The sequence below is a fragment of the Stenotrophomonas maltophilia genome, from assembly GCF_001274595.1.
Taxonomy (GTDB): Bacteria; Pseudomonadota; Gammaproteobacteria; order Xanthomonadales; family Xanthomonadaceae; genus Stenotrophomonas; species Stenotrophomonas forensis.
This window is the reverse complement of the sequence record NZ_CP011010.1, coordinates 403377-417399: the sequence shown is the minus strand read 5'-3', so window position 1 is coordinate 417399 and position 14023 is coordinate 403377. Positions and strand designations below refer to the sequence as shown.

Here is a 14023-nt window from a genome sequence, read left to right as displayed (position 1 = left end):
TCACGCTGCCGGCCCCGGCGGTTAACCCGCCCGCAGGCACGATCAGGCTTCGTCCACAACGGAGCCCCTTCATGACCGAGTACCAGATTCCCGGCCGCGTACCGGACGACAGCACGCCGCGCGACGCGGTCAGCAACTTCTGGCGCGAGCGCTACACCGCCGAGCCGTACTACGACGACCAGCTGTTCTTCGAGGATTATGAACCGGCCTACCGCATCGGCCACGCCGCGCGTGCGCAGGACATCATCCGCGCCTACGAGGAAGTGGAGGGCGAGCTGGAATCACGCTGGGCCAGCGAGCGCGGCCGCAGCCGCCTGGAATGGGCACAGGCACGCAGCGCGGTGCGCCGTGGTTGGGAGGAGGCGGTCAACCTCGACCAGCGGCTGGACAAGGGCGTACCGCGCGGTACCTGATCGAACCGCGCCCACGACAGAGCCGCGTCCTGCCCGGCTCTGTCCAGACATGCACCTGTTCAGGACCTTCGGGCCACGACGGTCACCGCTCCAGTGGTATACAAGGGACAGCCCGGCCATCCGCATCCCCGCACTGGAGATACCCATGACCCGCACGCCCCTGCTGCTCGCCCTCGGCCTGGTGCCGATCCTTGCCACCTCGGCCTGCAACGCTGCCGACCCGGCCGCCAACGGTGGCCAGGCCGCTGCACCAGCGACCACCACCGCCGCCGACCAACGTCCCTTCACCGCCACCGAAGTCAGCCGCTTCGACCAACCGTGGGCGATGACCTTCCTGCCCGACGGCAGCCTGCTGGTTACCGAGAAGCGCGGAAAGCTGCAGCATCTGGACCTGGCCAGCGGCCAGAAGCATGAAATCACCGGCGTTCCCAAGGTCGCCTATGGCGGCCAGGGCGGTTTCGGCGATGTGATCCTGCATCCGCAGTTCGCCCGCAACCACGTGATCTACCTCAGCTACGCCGAGGAAGGCACGCTGGATACCCGCGGTGCTGCCGTCGCCCGCGCCACGCTGGCGCTGGACGCCAGCGGCGCCGGCCAGCTGAAGGACCTGAAGGTGATCTGGCGGCAGAGCCCCAAGGTCAGCGGTGAGGGCCACTACGGTCACCGCCTCGCCTTCGGCCCGGACGGCAAGCTGTGGATCAGCTCCAGCGAGCGGCAGAAGTTCGATCCGGCGCAGGACATGAGCGGTAACCTCGGCAAGATCATCCGCCTCAACGACGATGGCAGCCTGCCCGCCGACAATCCGTTCGCCTCGCAGGGGGGCGTCGCCGCACAGGTGTGGTCGCTGGGCCACCGCAACATCCTCGGCATGGCCTTCGATGCCAACGGCAAGCTGTGGGCGCACGAGATGGGCCCGGCCGGCGGCGACGAACTGAACCTGATCGTGCGCGGCGCCAACTACGGCTACCCGATCGTCTCCAATGGCAACCACTACGATGGCCGCCCGATTCCCGACCACGACACCCGTCCGGAATTCGCCGCGCCGAAGGTGACCTGGACGCCGGTGATCTCCCCAGCCGGCTTCGTGATCTACAGCGGCACCCTGTTCCCGCAGTGGAAGGACAGCGGCTTCATCGGCGGCCTGTCCTCCACCTCGCTGGTGCGCGTGGCCTTCGACGGCGACAGCGCGCGCGAAGCCGAGCGCTTCAACATGGGCGAGCGCATCCGCGAAGTGGAACAGGGCCCGGATGGCGCGCTGTGGCTGCTGGAAGACGGCAGCAAGGCACGCCTGCTGAAGCTCACCCCGAAGACCTGACGCCCGATAGTGCCGGCCGCTGGCCGGCATCGCTCCTACCCAACGGCCCCGTACACGGGGCCGTTTGCATTCACTGGATGGTGCCGACCTTCACCTCGGTACGCGCACAGGCCTTGTCCAGGCACTCGCCGGTCAGCCAGACCTGCCCATCACCGATCATCACACCCTGCTGGTTGACGAACACCTTGCCGAAGTCCTGCCCGGACATCGCCTTGACCACCGCCGGCGTGATGATCTTCTCGTAGTTGCGCTGAAACTCGCCCGGCCCGGTGATCTTCTTGCCACCAGCGATGTTCAACGGGAAGCGCACTTCCTCCACCACGGCCGCGCGGTCACCACCAACCACGGCGGTCTTGAACGCGTTGAACACCTTCTCGTACTGCGCGGCATCGCCCAGCACGCTGTCGATGCGCGCGCGTGCATCGCCCTCCTCGGCGGCGGCGGGGGTGGGATTTTCGCTGGCGTGCTCTGCCGCTGCCTGCGGCGCAGCGGCCGGGTCCGGCGTGGTGCTGGCTGCCGCTTCGGCCGGGGTGGAACCGGTCATCGGCGGCGGCGCATCCGCCGCAGGCTCGGCCGGGGGTGCCGGCTGCGAACAGGCGGCCAGCAGCAGGGCCGGAACAAGGAAAGCGATCTTGCGCATGCGCGAACTCCATCGGATCAAGGCCCCGATGGTAGCGCCGGGCCAGTGATGGCAACAAAAAGGGGACGGAGGGAATTAAGTCGTTTATGGCACAAACGACTTAATTCCCTCCGTCCCCTTTTTCTTCGATCAGCCCTTCAGCAGTTCGAACTGCACCGCTTCGCCAGCGGCCGACGAGGCGCACACCCACACCTCGAACTGTCCAGGCTCGGCACGCAGCACGCCGTCGCGGCCGGTGAAGGCCAGCTGCTCGCGGGTCAGGGTGAACACCACTTCCGTCGACTCGCCCGGCTGCAATGCAACCTTGCGGAAGTCCTTCAGTTCACGCACCGGACGCACGCGGCTGGCCACGCGGTCGTGGATGTACAGCTGCACCACTTCCTCGCCCGCCACTTCACCGCTGTTGGTCAGCGTGGTGGTGAGGGTCAGGGTCTCGTCCCAGCCCAGCTGGGCCGCACTCAGCTGCGGCACACCGTAGTCGAACGAGGTGTAGCCGATGCCGTGGCCGAACGGGTACAGCGGCTCGTTCGGAATCTCGCGCCAGCGTGCCTTGAACTCCGACATGGTCGGCAGCTCCGGGCGGCCGGTGCGCGGGTGGTTGTAGAAGTACGGCTGCTGGCCGGACACCTGCGGGAAGCTGACCGGCAGGCGGCCGGACGGGCTGTAATCGCCGAACAGCACATCGGCCACGGCATGGCCGGTCTGCGTGCCCAGGTACCAGGTCACCGCCACCGCCTGTGCATTGCGCACCGCGCCCTGCAGCGCCAGCGCGCGACCGTTGCGCAGCAGCACCACCAGCGGCTTGCCGGTCATCGCCACGGCCTCGGCCAGCGCCTGCTGTGCCGGCGGCAGGGTGATCTCCACGCGCGACTGCGCTTCACCGCTGTAACGCTGCGGTTCGCCCAGCGCCAGCACCACCACATCGGCGCGCAACGCGGCGGCCACCGCCGCTTCGGTGCCGCCGGCAATCGCGGTTTCCAGATCGCAGCCGGGCACGATCTCCAGCAGCGAGTCATCGCCGATGGCGGCACGCACGCCGGTTTCCAGGTCCACGTAGCGCTGCTTGTCGCCGAACAGCGTCCAGCAGCCTTCGATGTTCTCGCGGTCCTGCACGAACGGGCCGATCAGCGCGATCTTCTGCCCGGTCTTCTGCAGCGGCAGCACGTTGTCGCGGTTGTTCAGCAGCACGATCGAACGGCGCGCGGCATCGCGCGACAGTTCGTCATGCGCGGCGATGTGCGAGGTATCCGCTTCGCGCGCCGGGTCCAGCGAACGGTACGGGTCGTCGAACAGGCCGATGGTTTCCTTCAGCCACAGGATGCGGCGCACGCCTTCATCCAGCACTGCCATCGGCACTTCACCGCTCTCGACCAGGCCCGGCAGGTGCTCGGCGTAGAAACCGCTCTGCATGCTCAGGTCGAGGCCGGCGGTGAACGCCTTGGCGGTGGCATCGCGGTCATCGGCGGCATAGCCGTGTGCGACCAGCTCCATGTCGGCGGTGTAATCGGAGATCACCACGCCCGGGAACTTCCACTCACCGCGCAGGATGTCGGTCAGCAGTTCGGCGTTGGCGCTGGCCGGTACACCGTTGATGTCGTTGAACGACGACATCACGGTAATCGCGCCAGCGTCGAAGGCAGCCTTGAACGGCGGCAGGTGCACATCGCGCAGGGTCTGCGGCGAGATGTCCACCATGTTGTATTCCATGCCGGCCATCACCGCGCCATAGGCGGCGAAATGCTTCGGCGTGGCCAGCAGCGAATCGTCGGCGCGCAGGTCGCTGCCCTGGAAGCCACGCACGCGGGCGGCGGCGAAGGCACAGCCCAGCACCACGTCCTCACCGGCCCCTTCGGCGCCACGGCCCCAGCGCTGGTCGCGGGCGATGTCCACGGCCGGCGCATAGGTCCAGTGCAGGCCGGCGGCGGTCGCCTCGATGGCGGTGGCGCGGGCGGTGCGCTCGGCCAGCTCCGGTTCGAAGCTGGCAGCCTCGCCCAGCGGGATCGGGAACACGGTGCGCATGCCGTGGATGACGTCGGCAGCCAGGATCACCGGGATGCCCAGGCGGCTTTCCTCGGTGGCGACCTGCTGGATGCGGCGGCCCAGCTCGGCGCCGACACCATTGAACAGCGAGCCGACCTTGCCCTCGCGCACCTGCTGCAGCACCTGGTCGGCATTGCGCACGTTGGCTTCCGGGTTCACGTCCGGGGCGAACGGGCGGACCATGTCCGCGAAGACACCCAGCTGGCCGACCTTTTCCTCGACGGTCATCTGGGCAATGAGGGATTCGATGCGATCGGAGGCCACCAGCAGTCCTTGATGAAAACGTTTACAAGCCCGGCATTCTAGCGATCCCGAGCCATTTGGCGAGAGGTTTCGTCATTCAGTTTCAGGCTCCAGCCGGATCCGTACGGTCCGGCCGGAGGCTTCGCAGCTTACTCCGAGCCGGCCAACTGGCGCTGCCCGGCCATCAACATGGCATCGCTGGAGGCCTGGAACACCCGCAGCCCGAAGGCCGGCAGGATCGCCAGCAGGTGGTCGAAGATGTCCGACTGCACCGCTTCGTACTCGCCCCAGGCGGTGCTGCGGGTGAAGCAGTACAGCTCCAGCGGCAGGCCCTCGGTGGTCGGTTGCAGCTGCCGTACCAGCAGGGTCATGTCGGTATGGATGCCCGGGTGGCTGCGCAGGTAGCGCTCCACATAGGCGCGGAACGTGCCCAGGTTGGTCACCCGGCGGCTGTTGACCTCGGCCACGCCCTGTTCGCGCAGGCGCCCGTTCCACTGCCCCAGCTCCTGCGCCTTCTCGTGCAGGTAGTCGCGCAGCAGTGCGAACTCGCCGAGGAAGGCCAGGTCACCCTCGTCCAGGAAGCCGACGCTGTGCTGGTCCAGGTACAGCGCGCGCTTGATGCGGCGGCCACCGGCCTCCTGCATGCCGCGCCAGTTCTTGAACGACTCGGTCACCAGCTTCTTGGTCGGGATGGTGGTGATGGTCTTGTCGAAGTTCTGCACGGTCACGGTGTGCAGCGCGATGTCGATGACGTCACCGTCGGCGTTCTGGCTGGGCATCTCGATCCAGTCGCCGATGCGCACGCGGCCATCGCCGCTGATCTGCACGCTGGCCACCAGCGACAGGATGGTGTCCTGGAAGATCAGCATCAGCACCGCGGTGGCCGCGCCCAGGCCGGTCACCAGATAGCGCAGGTCAACGCCGGCCAGAGTGGCGACGATGGACAGCCCGGCGATCACGAAGATCACGATCTTGGCGACCTGCAGGTAGCCCTTGATCGGCTTGTTGCGTGCCTCGGGGCGGCGCTCGTAAAGGTCGTTGGCCGCATCCAGCGCATGCGATATCGCCAGCACCACGGTCAGGATCGCCCACGCCTGGCAGGCGCCGATGATGAAGCTGACCAGACCCGGCGGCAGGTCCGGTACGATGCGGATGCCCGAGGCGATCACCTGGCTGGGCACCACGTTGGACAGGCGCGAGATCACCCGCATCAGATGGCTGCCACGGCCGGTGTCGGCACCCGGCAGGCGGCTGAGCAGACGCCGCAGCCCGCGCAGCAGGATGCGCTTGGTCACCCAGTTGGCCAGGCCCGCTGCGACCAGCAGCGCCGTGATCATCAACGCCAGGTAGGCGCCGGGATAGGGTTCCAGTGTGTTCTGCAGCTTTTCCAGCCACTGTACCGCCACCACCGCGTCCACCATCGGTTGTCTCCTTGCTTCGTTCTTTGCTGTTGAGGTTGCCGGCCAGCGGCCGGCACTACCAGGTTGCCGGCCGCAGCCGGCGTCGCCGGGTCAGTCCCGCGTGCGTTCGATGATCACGCCCACCGCGCGTGCGCCACGCACCGCACCCGGCTTGCTCAGCTTCAGGCGCAGCCACTTCACGTCGAATTCGTCCAGCACGATCTGCGCACAGCGCTCGGCCAGGGTCTCGACCAGGCCGAACTCCGACTCGCGCACGAACTGCTCCAGGCGCTTGCTGACCGCCTTGTAGTTCAGGGTGTGGGCAATGTCGTCGGTGGCCGCGGGGCGACGGTTGTCGAAGCCCATTTCCAGGTCGAACACCAGGTCCTGGCGGATCCGTCGTTCCCAATCGTAGATACCGATCAGGGCGTCGATCGTCAGCCCCTCGATGAAAACCTTGTCCATTGCGGTTACCAGCCGAATACAGGCAACCATGGTAACGGCACGGCGGTGAGCCTGCCCGGAACGGGCGGTGGGCACTCCGACCGAGGCGGGCGCGAAAAAAACAAAGGGCCCCGCTAGCGGAGCCCTTTGGTACTACCTTTGTCCCCGGGGGGAGCTTTCTCAAGCCGCGAGTCCCGGTGGCGCAGGTGCCCAGACTAGTCAGTCATCAAACGGTGGGTCAAGGCCAATGCCGACAACGCAGACCCTCGTGTTCGCCCCGGCCGAAACGCGGGAAACAGGCCACGCACGCAAGGAGGTTTCCTGATGGTGGCCGACTCGATCCCTGGACAACCTGCGTCTTCCCTTCACCACCGCACATCACAATGGCTGCATACGATGCATTGAGGCGCGCGTTGTCAGCGGAGCGGTTGTCGACCTACGAGAGAATCGCATCAACCTGCGGCCCTGACGTTACTGCCGAATCCCTGTACGTGTGGAACATGCGGATGTGCGGCGCGTTGATGATGCCGGTCCACCTGTGCGAAGTGGTCACGCGCAACGCAGCGGCATCGGCATTGGCCCGACAGCACGGCCCGCGCTGGCCTTGGAACGATGCCTTCAGACGCAGGCTACCTGCCTCTTCATCCACCTCAGCCAGAGCCGCGCTGGAACAGGTCGCCAGCCGCGCAACAGATACACCCGGGATCGTCGCTGACCTGCCGATGGTGTTCTGGCAGCAGCTCTTCACCTGTCGCTTCGACGCCACGCTGTGGATACCGGCGCTCGGGACGGTTCTGCGTCATGCGCCTGCAGCTCATCCAAGCGTGATCAGGAAAGCCATCCATGCAGACATCGGGCGCATCCGCCATCTGCGCAACCGCATCGCGCACCACGAGCCCATCCTGGAACGCGACCTCGGCGCGGACCTGGCGGCGATCGGGCGGCTGATCCATGCGCGCTGCCCGCATACGCTGGGGTGGCTGCAGCGCCATGAGCGGGCGACGACCGTGCTGGCAGCGTCGCCGTTGGGTGCGCGTGCGTAGCCTCGATCACGCGCAGTCGAGCATGGCTCGACGCTACAGAGCGCGGCGGTCGGGGTTCACACCGCCGGCAACGTCGCCATGTCCCAGCGTGGAGTCACGTCCACCTTCGGCGGGCTGTGCTGGCCGGCCTGCAGGCGCAGCGCGCCGGCGAAGGCGATCATCGCGCCGTTGTCGGTGCACAGCGCCGGGCGCGGGAAGCAGGCGCGGCCGCCGAGGCGCTCCGCCATCTGCTTCAGGCGTGCGCGCAGGCGCGTGTTGGCACCGACGCCGCCGGCCACCACGATCACGTTGGTCCCGGCCGCCTCCAGCGCGCGCTCGCACTTGATCGACAGGGTCTCGACCACGGCATCTTCGAAGCCACGGGCGATGTCGGCGCGGGTCTGCTCGCTCTGGTCGCTGTCGCGCCAGGCCATCAGGACCTGGGTCTTCAGGCCGGAGAAGCTGAAATCCAGCCCCGGGCGGTCGGTCATCGGCCGTGCGAAGCGGTACGCGCCCGGCGTGCCCTGCTCAGCCAGCCTGGCCAGCTGCGGGCCGCCCGGGTACGGCAGGCCCATCAGCTTGGCGGTCTTGTCGAAGGCCTCGCCGGCCGCGTCGTCCAGGGTCTCGCCCAGCAGGCGGTACTGGCCGATGGCGTCCACCGCCACCAGCTGGGTATGGCCACCGGACACCAGCAGCGCCACGAACGGCGCTTCCGGCGGGTCGTCCTCCATCAGCGGGGCCAGCAGGTGGCCTTCCATATGATGTACGCCCACCGCCGGCACCTCCAGCGCCCAGGCCAGCGAGCGGGCCACGCCGGCGCCCACCAGCAGGGCGCCGACCAGGCCAGGCCCGGCGGTGTAGGCCACGCCATCGATGTCGCCCACGCCAAGGCCGGACTCGGCCAGGGTCTGGCGCACCAGCGGCAGCAGCTTGCGGACGTGGTCGCGGCTGGCCAGCTCGGGCACCACACCGCCATATTCGGCGTGCAGGGCGATCTGGCTGTAGACCGCATGGGCGCGCAGGGCCGCGCTGCCGGCCAGGTCGGTGTCATACACCGCCACGCCGGTCTCATCACAGGAAGATTCGATGCCAAGGACTCGCATGCCTGCTATTATGACGCCCCTGCCGCCCCCTCGGGGGACGTGCAGATCTCACTGCTTTCGAACCCCCGGCCCGTATTCAGGGTTGGCCGCTTGCAGTTTGTCGTTTCGCCGCTATAATGTGCGGCTCGCCGGGCGTGACCCGGTTCTACTGTGTCCCGGAGATTCCATGCCCAGCGTCAAAGTCCGCGAGAACGAGCCCTTCGAGTTTGCTCTTCGCCGCTTCAAGCGCACTTGCGAAAAGGCCGGTGTGCTGGCCGAAACCCGCAAGCGCGAGTTCTACGAAAAGCCGACCCAGGAGCGCAAGCGCAAGGCCGCCGCTGCTGTGAAGCGTCAGCTGCGCCGCTCGTCGCGCGACGTCACCAAGCGTCAGCGCCTGTACTGATCGGACGCATCTTCATTGCGGCGGGCCTGCCTGTCGCGATGGAGCCGAAGCCGGCACGCGCGAGCGTCGCCGGCTTTTTGCGTTTCCGGGTCCGGGCATCCGCCCCGCCCTACCTACCACCACGAGGTTCCTCATGAGCATGAAGCAGCAGCTCACCGAAGACATGAAGGCCGCCATGAAGGCGGGCGAGAAGCACAAGCTGGGCGTGATCCGCCTGATCAACGCCGCCATCAAGCAGCGCGAAGTGGACGAGCGCATCGAGCTGGATGACACCGCCGTGATCGCCGTGCTCGACAAGATGGTCAAGCAGCGCAAGGACTCGGTCAGCCAGTTCGAAGCCGCCAACCGCGAAGACCTGGCCGAGATCGAGCGTGCCGAGATCGTGGTCATCGAAGCCTACCTGCCGGCCAAGATGGGTGAAGCCGAAATCGTGGCCGCCATCCAGGCCGCCATCGCCGAAACCGGTGCCTCCGGCCCGGCCGACATGGGCAAGCTGATGGGCGCGCTGAAGCCCAAGCTCGCCGGCCAGGCCGACATGGGCCTGGTGTCCAAGCTGGTCAAGCAGCAGCTGGCATAAGCCATTGCCGGGGTCGGATCCCTTTCGCGCTGCGGAAGGGCTCTGACCCCATCGATGCACCCGCTTCACCGCACCTTCGACCCCCGGCTGCTACAACATCCCCATGGTCGAGCCATCGCACTCCCCCGCCGACACGCGCCCCCACGGCATCCCCGCACGGCTTCGCCACTACGCTGATCGCCTGCAGGACAGCTTCCCGATGGCGGTGGCCAAGCGCTTCGTCGAAATCGACGTGCTGACCCAGGCGGCCTCGGTCTCCTTCTACGCCCTGCTGTCGATGGCGCCGCTGCTGGTGCTGCTGCTGTGGCTGACCGCCTCGCTGTACCCGCCCGCGCAACAGGCACTGATCAGCCAGATCGGCTCGGTGGCCGGCAGCAGCGTGGCCAGCGTCGCCGACACCGTGCTGCACAACGCCAACAGCCAGCCCAGCGTTGGTTCGCTGGCCGGGCTGTGGAGCACGTTGCTGCTGTTCGTCGGCGCCACCGCCGTGTTCGCCCAGCTGCAGAACGCGCTGAACCGGATCTTCCACACCAGCGGGCAGCGCCTGGAGGGTATCAAGGCCTGGCTGCGCAAGCGCGTGTTCTCGTTCGGCGTGGTACTGGCGCTGGGCTTCCTGCTGATCCTGTCGATGACCGCCACCACCGCCCTGCAGGTGGTGTTCGCGCAGCTGCCCTCGGTACTGCCGGCGATCGGCTACCTGACCTCGCTGCTGCTGTACACGCTGGCCTTCGCCTTCCTCTACCACTACCTGCCGGACCGCCGCGTGGCCTGGCGCCAGGCCTTCATCGGCGGTGCCATCACCTCGGTGCTTTTCACCCTGGGCCGCTATGGCATCGGCGTCTACATCGCTACCGTGGCCCCGGGCAGTGCCTACGGGTCGATGGGCGCACTGGTGATCGCGCTGGTCTGGATCTACTACGCCACCGCCGTGTTCTTCGTCGGTGCGCTGATGACCGCGGTGATCGACGAACGCCAGCATGCACGGGCGCAGCTGGCCCGTGCCGGCGCTGAAGGCCAACAGGCCGGTCCCGGCATCGCCAGCGAGTAAACTAGGGGAACCTGCCGCCCCCTGCAGCGCGCCCTGGCGGCCGCGCCCCGTTCTGTTGCCCATGGCCCGTATCCCCGACGCTTTCATCGACGACCTGCTGGCCCGCACCGACATCGTCGAGGTGGTGGGCAGCCGCGTGCCGCTGAAGCGCCAGGGCAAGGAGTACGCGGCGCGCTGCCCGTTCCATGACGAGCGCTCGGCCTCGTTCACGGTCTCGCCCACCAAGCAGTTCTATCACTGCTTCGGCTGCGGCGCGCACGGCACCGCGATCAGCTTCCTGATGAATTACGACCGCCTCGAGTTCCTCGATGCGGTGGATGAACTGGCCAAGCGCGCCGGCATGGAAGTGCCGCGCAACGAGAACCCGCGCAGCCCCCAGCAGCAGGATGACAGCCGCGAGCTGTACTCGGCGCTGGAGGCGGCCACCAAGTTCTTCCAGAGCAACCTGCAGGGCAGCGACAAGGCCCGCAGCTATCTCGATGGCCGTGGCGTGGATGAAGAGAACCGCGCGCGTTTCCAGATCGGCTACGCGCCGGATGGCTACAGCGGCCTGCGCGATGCGCTGGGCAAGGACGAGCGCCGCATGAAGCTGCTCGATCGCGCCGGCCTGTTCTCCAAGAACGACCGCGGCCACGTCTACGACAAGTTCCGCGACCGGGTGATGTTCCCGATCTTCGACCGCCGTGGCCGGGTCATCGCCTTCGGCGGCCGCGTGTTCGAGAAGGACGACGGCCCCAAGTACCTCAACTCCCCCGAGACCGCGCTGTTCCACAAGGGCCGCGAACTGTACGGCCTGTGGCAGGTACGCCAGGCCAACCAGAAGATCGAGCGGCTGATCGTGGTCGAGGGCTACATGGACGTGGTCTCGCTGTTCCAGTTCGGGGTCACCCAGGCGGTGGCAACGCTGGGTACCGCGACCACGCCGGACCATGCCGAGCTGCTGTTCCGCAACGCGCCGGACGTGTTCTTCTGCTTCGATGGCGATGCCGCCGGCCGCCGCGCCGGCTGGAAGGCGCTGGAGTCGGTGCTGCCGCGCATGAAGGATGGCCGCCAGGCCTTCTTCCTGTTCCTGCCCGATGGCGAGGATCCGGACACCATCGTGCGCAAGGAAGGCGCCGAGGCGTTCAACGAGCGCCTGAAGCAGGCCACCCCACTGTCACAGTTCTTCTTTGACGAACTCACCCGCGAGATCAACCTGGGCACACTGGACGGCAAGGCACGCCTGGCCGAGCGGGCAAAGCCGATGCTGGCGCAGATTCCCGATGGCGCCTTCGGCGACCTGATGAAGCAGCAGCTGGCGCAGCTGACCGGCCTCGGCGGCAATGCCGCGTCCGCGCGCGCACCGATGCCGCAGCGCCAGCCGGCGCGCACGATCCAGCCGGTGGCCAGGCGCAGCCTGGTGCGCGGCGCGATCGCCGTGCTGCTGCAGCAACCCTCGCTGGCGCTCACGCTGGGCGGCAAGCATCACTTCCAGGGCCTGCGCCTGCCCGGCGTGGAGCTGCTGCTGGAACTGCTGGGGTTGGTCGAGCAGCGCCCGGACATCAGTACCGGCGCCCTGCTGGAACACTTCGACGGCCGTGAAGAGCAGGCCGCGCTGCATACGCTGGCGGCGCAGACGCTGCCTGGCACTGAAGCCAGCTGGACCCAGGAACTGCACGACGCCGTGGCCCAGCTGGAGAAACAGCTGCTGGTGCAACGTCTGGAGGAGTTGTTGGCAAAGCAGCGCCAGCAGGGTCTGGACGATACTGACAAGTACGAACTGCGCGAGCTGCTGAAGGCCCGCGCCGGACTGCGCCTGTAGCGGCAGATTGCTTTCCCGGAGAGGACCATGCTGCTGCGCCTGACCTGCCTGCTGTTGTTGTCGCTCTGCCTGCCGCTGACGGCCCTGGCCGAAAACGCCCCTCTCAATGAAGTCCGCCCTGGCCTGTATGCCGGCGGCCAGCCCAGCGGCACGCAGCTGCGGGCGTTGGCCGCGCAGGGCGTGCGCACGGTGATCGACCTGCGCCAGCCCGATGAGGACCGCGGCTTCGATGAAGCCGGCATGGCCGAATCGCTGGGCCTGCGCTACGTACGCATTCCCGTGGCCGGGGCCGATGGCCTGGATGCGGCCAACCTGCGCGCCGTGCACCAGGCCCTGCAGCAAAGCGCAGGTCCGGCGCTGCTGCACTGCGCGTCCGGCAACCGCGCCGGTGCCGTGCTCGCCCTGGTCACTGCACGCTACGAACACGCCAGCCCGGAACAGGCCCTGCAGCTCGGGCAACGTGCCGGCCTGACGTCGCTGGAAGCCGCCACCCGCCAACGCCTGGCCGCGCCCGCCGCTTCGCCCTGACTCCTCCGTCCCAAGGACTCTGCCCACCATGACCCGCTGGTGGTCGCGCCTGCGACCTGACAACTTCACTATCGCCCTGCTGTGCACCGTCGGCCTGGCCTCACTGCTGCCGATGAAGGGCGCCGCCGCCATCGTCCTCGACGATGTCACCACCGTCGCCATCGCCGCGCTGTTCTTCCTGCATGGCGCGCGCCTGCCGCGCGAGTCGATCATCGGCGGCATGCTGCACTGGCGGCTGCACCTGACCATCCTGGCCTGCACCTTCATCCTGTTCCCGCTGCTGGGGCTGATGTTCAAGCCGCTGTCCGGCTGGCTGCTGACCCCGGAGCTGTACCTGGGCGTGCTGTTCCTGTGCACCCTGCCCTCCACCGTGCAGTCGTCCATCGCGTTCACTTCGATGGCGCGCGGCAACGTACCCGCAGCGGTGTGCAGTGCTTCGCTGTCGAGCATCCTCGGTGTGTTCCTGACCCCGCTGTTGCTGACCGCACTGGCCGGCACCTCCGGCGGCATCCACGATCCGCTGCATGCCATCGGCGGCATCATGCTGCAGTTGCTGGTGCCGTTCGTGGCCGGCCACCTGCTGCGGCCGTGGATCGCCGGCTGGGTCGAGAGGCAGCGCGCGCTGCTGCGCTACACCGATCAGGCCACGATCCTGCTGGTGGTGTACTCGGCGTTCGGCGAGGCCGTCACCGAGGGCCTGTGGAGCAAGACGCCGCTGCTCTCGCTGCTGGCCGTAGCGGTGGTTGCCGCCGTGCTGCTGGGCATCGCCATGCCGCTGATCACCTTCATCGCCCGCCGCCTGCGCTTCAACCGCGAAGACGAAATCGCCATCGTGTTCTGCGGTTCGAAGAAGAGCCTGGCCACCGGCGTGCCCATCGCCAAGGTGCTGTTCGCCGGCGGCAGCCTGGGCGCGATCGTGCTGCCGGTGATGATCTACCACCAGATCCAGCTGATCGTCTGCGGCGTGATCGCGCAGCGGTATGCGCGGCGCAAGCCCTGACACGACCGGGAAGACATCCACGCATGGCGTGGATCTACTGTAGAGCCGAGCCCATGCTCGGCTGACG

The 14023-nt window shown here is 67.6% G+C and carries 14 protein-coding genes; 9 read left to right on the top strand and 5 right to left on the bottom strand.

Translation table 11 applies throughout. From position 1 onward, the window contains the following. Window positions 1–71 precede the first annotated feature (71 nt). Together VN11_RS01885 and VN11_RS01880 are read left to right on the top strand one after the other, a co-directional pair. A complete protein-coding gene (locus VN11_RS01885) occupies window positions 72–413 on the top strand; it encodes a hypothetical protein (RefSeq protein ID WP_053448598.1) in 342 nt (113 codons plus the stop codon). 145 nt (window positions 414–558) lie between these two features. Further along, on the top strand, window positions 559–1728 hold the full coding sequence (locus VN11_RS01880) for a PQQ-dependent sugar dehydrogenase (protein WP_053448597.1): 1170 nt from the start codon (window positions 559–561) through the stop codon (window positions 1726–1728). 70 nt (window positions 1729–1798) lie between these two features. On the opposite strand, the gene VN11_RS01875 is transcribed toward VN11_RS01880, so the two are convergent. From VN11_RS01875 to folB, 4 genes are all read right to left on the bottom strand, one after another. After that, the gene (locus VN11_RS01875) at window positions 1799–2368 is read right to left on the bottom strand and encodes a hypothetical protein (protein ID WP_053448596.1); all 570 of its coding nucleotides are present in this window, start codon (window positions 2366–2368) and stop codon (window positions 1799–1801) included. A gap of 129 nt (window positions 2369–2497) precedes the next feature. Next, window positions 2498–4672 carry a glycoside hydrolase family 3 N-terminal domain-containing protein gene (locus VN11_RS01870; protein WP_053448595.1) on the bottom strand — a complete coding sequence of 725 codons (2175 nt, stop codon included), beginning with the start codon at window positions 4670–4672 and terminating at the stop codon, window positions 2498–2500. A 128-nt stretch (window positions 4673–4800) separates the two neighbouring features. Further along, window positions 4801–6072 carry a mechanosensitive ion channel family protein gene (locus VN11_RS01865; RefSeq protein ID WP_053448594.1) on the bottom strand — a complete coding sequence of 424 codons (1272 nt, stop codon included), beginning with the start codon at window positions 6070–6072 and terminating at the stop codon, window positions 4801–4803. A gap of 90 nt (window positions 6073–6162) precedes the next feature. After that, on the bottom strand, window positions 6163–6516 hold the full coding sequence (folB, locus tag VN11_RS01860) for a dihydroneopterin aldolase (RefSeq protein ID WP_005407807.1): 354 nt from the start codon (window positions 6514–6516) through the stop codon (window positions 6163–6165). A 362-nt stretch (window positions 6517–6878) separates the two neighbouring features. Between folB and VN11_RS01855 the strand changes: the two genes are divergently transcribed. Continuing rightward, window positions 6879–7538, top strand: a complete 660-nt coding sequence (locus VN11_RS01855; protein ID WP_053448593.1) for a hypothetical protein — start codon at window positions 6879–6881, stop codon at window positions 7536–7538. A 56-nt stretch (window positions 7539–7594) separates the two neighbouring features. Here VN11_RS01855 and tsaD read toward each other — a convergent pair whose 3' ends face one another. Further along, the gene (tsaD, locus tag VN11_RS01850) at window positions 7595–8620 is read right to left on the bottom strand and encodes a tRNA (adenosine(37)-N6)-threonylcarbamoyltransferase complex transferase subunit TsaD (RefSeq protein WP_053448592.1); all 1026 of its coding nucleotides are present in this window, start codon (window positions 8618–8620) and stop codon (window positions 7595–7597) included. Between the two features lie 166 nt (window positions 8621–8786). Between tsaD and rpsU the strand changes: the two genes are divergently transcribed. The 6 genes from rpsU (at window position 8787) to VN11_RS01820 (ending at window position 13956) form a co-directional block, all read left to right on the top strand. Then, window positions 8787–9002, top strand: coding sequence for a 30S ribosomal protein S21 (gene rpsU, locus VN11_RS01845; RefSeq protein ID WP_002808376.1), 216 nt, complete (start codon window positions 8787–8789; stop codon window positions 9000–9002). A 133-nt stretch (window positions 9003–9135) separates the two neighbouring features. After that, on the top strand, window positions 9136–9579 hold the full coding sequence (locus VN11_RS01840; RefSeq protein ID WP_004153909.1) for a GatB/YqeY domain-containing protein: 444 nt from the start codon (window positions 9136–9138) through the stop codon (window positions 9577–9579). 103 nt (window positions 9580–9682) lie between these two features. Continuing rightward, complete coding sequence (locus VN11_RS01835) at window positions 9683–10627, top strand: YihY/virulence factor BrkB family protein (RefSeq protein ID WP_053448591.1); 945 nt, start codon at window positions 9683–9685, stop codon at window positions 10625–10627. Between the two features lie 61 nt (window positions 10628–10688). After that, window positions 10689–12428, top strand: coding sequence for a DNA primase (gene dnaG / locus VN11_RS01830; protein ID WP_053448590.1), 1740 nt, complete (start codon window positions 10689–10691; stop codon window positions 12426–12428). Between the two features lie 27 nt (window positions 12429–12455). Continuing rightward, complete coding sequence (locus VN11_RS01825; protein WP_053448589.1) at window positions 12456–12956, top strand: fused DSP-PTPase phosphatase/NAD kinase-like protein; 501 nt, start codon at window positions 12456–12458, stop codon at window positions 12954–12956. Window positions 12957–12984: 28 nt separating this feature from the next. Further along, window positions 12985–13956 carry a bile acid:sodium symporter family protein gene (locus tag VN11_RS01820; RefSeq protein ID WP_053448588.1) on the top strand — a complete coding sequence of 324 codons (972 nt, stop codon included), beginning with the start codon at window positions 12985–12987 and terminating at the stop codon, window positions 13954–13956. Window positions 13957–14023 lie beyond the last annotated feature (67 nt).

Bases quoted from the DNA above. Each gene is read 5' to 3' on its own strand.
- VN11_RS01885 (WP_053448598.1), top strand. From the start codon at position 72: ATGACCGAGTACCAGATTCCCGGCCGCGTACCGGACGACAGCACGCCG.
- VN11_RS01880 (WP_053448597.1), top strand. From the start codon at position 559: ATGACCCGCACGCCCCTGCTGCTCGCCCTCGGCCTGGTGCCGATCCTT.
- VN11_RS01875 (WP_053448596.1), bottom strand. From the start codon at position 2,368: ATGCGCAAGATCGCTTTCCTTGTTCCGGCCCTGCTGCTGGCCGCCTGT.
- VN11_RS01865 (WP_053448594.1), bottom strand. From the start codon at position 6,072: ATGGTGGACGCGGTGGTGGCGGTACAGTGGCTGGAAAAGCTGCAGAAC.
- folB (WP_005407807.1), bottom strand. From the start codon at position 6,516: ATGGACAAGGTTTTCATCGAGGGGCTGACGATCGACGCCCTGATCGGT.
- VN11_RS01855 (WP_053448593.1), top strand. From the start codon at position 6,879: ATGGCTGCATACGATGCATTGAGGCGCGCGTTGTCAGCGGAGCGGTTG.
- tsaD (WP_053448592.1), bottom strand. From the start codon at position 8,620: ATGCGAGTCCTTGGCATCGAATCTTCCTGTGATGAGACCGGCGTGGCG.
- rpsU (WP_002808376.1), top strand. From the start codon at position 8,787: ATGCCCAGCGTCAAAGTCCGCGAGAACGAGCCCTTCGAGTTTGCTCTT.
- VN11_RS01840 (WP_004153909.1), top strand. From the start codon at position 9,136: ATGAGCATGAAGCAGCAGCTCACCGAAGACATGAAGGCCGCCATGAAG.
- VN11_RS01835 (WP_053448591.1), top strand. From the start codon at position 9,683: ATGGTCGAGCCATCGCACTCCCCCGCCGACACGCGCCCCCACGGCATC.
- dnaG (WP_053448590.1), top strand. From the start codon at position 10,689: ATGGCCCGTATCCCCGACGCTTTCATCGACGACCTGCTGGCCCGCACC.
- VN11_RS01825 (WP_053448589.1), top strand. From the start codon at position 12,456: ATGCTGCTGCGCCTGACCTGCCTGCTGTTGTTGTCGCTCTGCCTGCCG.
- VN11_RS01820 (WP_053448588.1), top strand. From the start codon at position 12,985: ATGACCCGCTGGTGGTCGCGCCTGCGACCTGACAACTTCACTATCGCC.